The sequence below is a fragment of the Jatrophihabitans sp. genome, from assembly GCF_051960575.1.
Classification (GTDB): Bacteria; Actinomycetota; Actinomycetes; order Mycobacteriales; family Jatrophihabitantaceae; genus JBQCEE01.
On sequence record NZ_JBQCEE010000023.1, the window covers coordinates 1 to 3,029 of the forward strand.

Annotated in this window: 2 protein-coding genes; one reads left to right on the top strand and one right to left on the bottom strand. The window is 74.6% G+C overall.

The features are described 5' to 3' along the window. Window positions 1-1,935 (bottom strand): alkaline phosphatase family protein (locus ACTHMS_RS01025; protein WP_440304818.1); only part of this gene is annotated, 1,935 nt, incomplete at its 3' end. A 133-nt stretch (window positions 1,936-2,068) separates the two neighbouring features. Between ACTHMS_RS01025 and ACTHMS_RS01030 the strand changes: the two genes are divergently transcribed. Beyond that, a partial coding sequence (locus ACTHMS_RS01030) for a carboxylate-amine ligase (protein WP_440304819.1) occupies window positions 2,069-3,029 on the top strand: 961 nt, incomplete at its 3' end.

Genomic DNA, 3,029 nt, shown 5'->3' on the forward strand with positions numbered 1-3,029 from the left:
CACATGGTGGGTGGCGGGTTCTACGCGCCGGTCCACAACCTTGTCGCGTTTGGGGGGGGGGTGGTGGCGCCCTTCCTGGTGGCCCACGGCGCACGGGCCGTAGCCGGCCACCGGGTCCGCACCCTCCCCCGCCCGCACCGCGCCGGCGTCGTCGAACTCGCGCCACCCGTCGCGTCCGAGCACCCGCAGGCCGGTCGCCGAGCGGGCGACGACGAGCCCGATGCCGAGGTGCCGGCGCAGCCCGGGCACGAGCCGCGGGTAGCGCTCGTCGACCTGCTCGAGCGTGGCGCGTCCGGCCAGGTCGGGCAGGTAGATGTGCGCCAGGCTGCCGGACGCCGCGACCACCGGCGCGTCCCCCGGTCTGGCGGCGCCGTCGCCCGTGCGACGGCGGTGCGACACCACCAGTTCCTCGCGCGGGCCGGGCTGGTCGGAACGGCGCCGCGCCAGCGCGCCGACACCGCGCCGACGCGACCGCGCCGCACTGGTGAGGAGCAGGTTCACCGGCCCCCACGGCTCCTCGGAGTCGTCGCGCCGCGTGGCGGTGGCGAGCGCGGGCTGCTCGGTGAGCTCGGCGACGACCTCGTCGAGGGTGCGTCCGGTGAGCCCCGCGAACGGCTCGCCCTGCGCCTGGCCGTGATCGCTCACGACCACGATCTCGTACCGGCGGTTCGTCTCGGCCGCGACGTCCTCGAAGAACCGCAGCACCCGGTCGAGGTCGTCGAGGGCGCGGATCGCCTCCGGCCGGCTCGGGCCCGCATGGTGCGCGATCTCGTCGTAGTCGACGAAGTCGACGAAGATCACCGGGGCGCCACGGGCCATCTGCTCGGCGACGATGGTGACGTTGAGGTCGTGCAGCAGGCCGGCCGTCACGCCGCGCAGCAGCGCGAAGACACCGCCGCGTCGCACGCGCGGCCGCACGTCGCGCCGCCGCTGCCGGCGCGCCTGGTAGAGCTCGAGCACGACCTTGCCGACGAAGACGACGACGGTGCGGACGAACCCGACCGACGTCGTGGCGAAGGCGGCCAGGCCGTGCGCGTGGCGGTCCGGCAGCTGCGCGTCGCTCATCGTCAGGATGCGGGTCGGCGCGTCGCCGGAGAACAAGTTCGAGACGCTGACCCCGCCGTCGGCGAGCAGGCCGCGGCCCGTCGAGAGGCGCTGCTCGATCAGCTTCGCGTCGGCGGCGTGGTTGGCGACGACGAGGCGCTGCGCGTCCTTCTCGTACCAGCGGAACGACGGGATGGCCGAGGTCGCTCCGTGCAGCAGCACCGCCTGGCCGGCCGGCGTGGTGGCCGGCAGGCCGGTGTGCCAGCCGTACCCCCGGTGGCTGCCCTCGCGCAGCCACCGCGACAGCGTCGGCACGGCGCCCGCGACGACCGCCTGCCGCAGCAGACCGCGTCCGACACCGTCGAGCTGCACGACGAGCAGCCCGGCCTGGCCGGCCGGCGTCTCCGGCTCGTAGGCGTGGGCGATGCGCACCACCCGGCCGAGCAGGTGGGCGAGGAAGGCGTCCTGCGTGCCCGCGTCGAGCAGCCAGTTCACGACCGCCGCGATGCTCGCCGCGATCCACGAGATCGCGAAGATGCGGGGCAGCGTCGACACGTGCACGCGCGGGTCGATGCTGAGCGCGACGGCCAGGATGGAGCCCTGCGCGAGCACGCCGACGATCAGCAGCCCGAAGGGGCCGAGCAGCGTGGTGAGGCCGAGCAGCACCGGGCGCAGCAGCACACCGATGCCGAGCACGGTCACGACGAGCACGAACACCGACAGCGGGCCGCTCGACTGCCGACCCGGCACCACGTAGAGCGTGATCCCGAGGGCGACGAAGCTCGTCGCGACGGCCCGCACCAGGTCGATGAGCGCCTGCCCGCTCGGCCGCCACGAGAGCATGAGTCGGACGCTGATCCGCAACCGGCGGCGCATCGCTCGGCTCACCACCGGCCCGACCCTCCGTCCCCTCGTCTGCGTCCGAGGCTACTGACCCGCCCGGTTCGCGGTGGTTCCCTCGGCCTCCGTCGTTCCTGTCGTTCCTGTCGTTTCCAAGGGTCGGCGCAGCGGGTATCGCTGGCCTGTGACCGCGCCGATCGGCTCGACGCTCGGCGTCGAGGAGGAGTACCACCTCGTCGACCCCGTCACCCTCGCGCTGCAGCACCGACCCGACCTGCTCGGCGAGGGCGAACCGCCCGGCCTGCGCGCCGAGATGCTCACCAGCCAGCTCGAGGCGGTGACGCCCGTCTGCACCACCCTGGACGAGACGCGCGAGGCGATCATCGCGGCGCGGCGCACCGCCGCGAAGGCCGCGGCCGACCAGGGCGCGACGATCCTGGCGACGAGCACCCACCCGTTCGCCCCGCTGAGCGACATCGAGGTGATGCCCCGCCCCCGCTACGAGCGGCTCGTCGAGCGGTTCGGGTCGATCGTGCGGCAGTTCAACCTCACCGGCCTGCACGTGCACGTCGGCGTGCCGGATCTCGGGGCGGCCGTCGCGATCATGTCGCGGGCGCGGGCGTACCTGCCCACACTGGCCGCACTCACCGGCAGCTCGCCGCTGCACGAGGGCGGTGACACCGGGTACGGCAGCTTCCGCCTGGCGTGGCTCGACCTGTGGCCGCAGGGCGGGCCGCCGCCCGCCCTGCGCGACGCCCAGCACTACGTCGACACCGTCGCCCAGCTCGCCGCGGTCGGGCTGATCGACGACGCCAGCACGCTGCTGTGGGAGCTGCGCCCGTCGTTGCGGTGGCCGACGCTCGAGTTCCGCATCGCCGACGTCTGCCCGGAGGTCGACGACGCGGTGCTGCTCGCCGGCCTCGCCCGCTCGCTGGTGCGCACGATGTGGGCGCAGGTCGAGGCGGGTCGTCCGGCGCGCGACGTGCCCGATGCCGTGCTGCGCGCCGCCCGCTGGCGCGCGGCGCGCTACGGCATCGGCGAACGGCTCTGGAGCCCCACCCGCTCGGTGCTGCTGCCCGCCCGCGCCGTGCTCGACGACCTGCTGGCCGAGCTGCGCGACGACCTCGACGAGCACGGCGAGTACG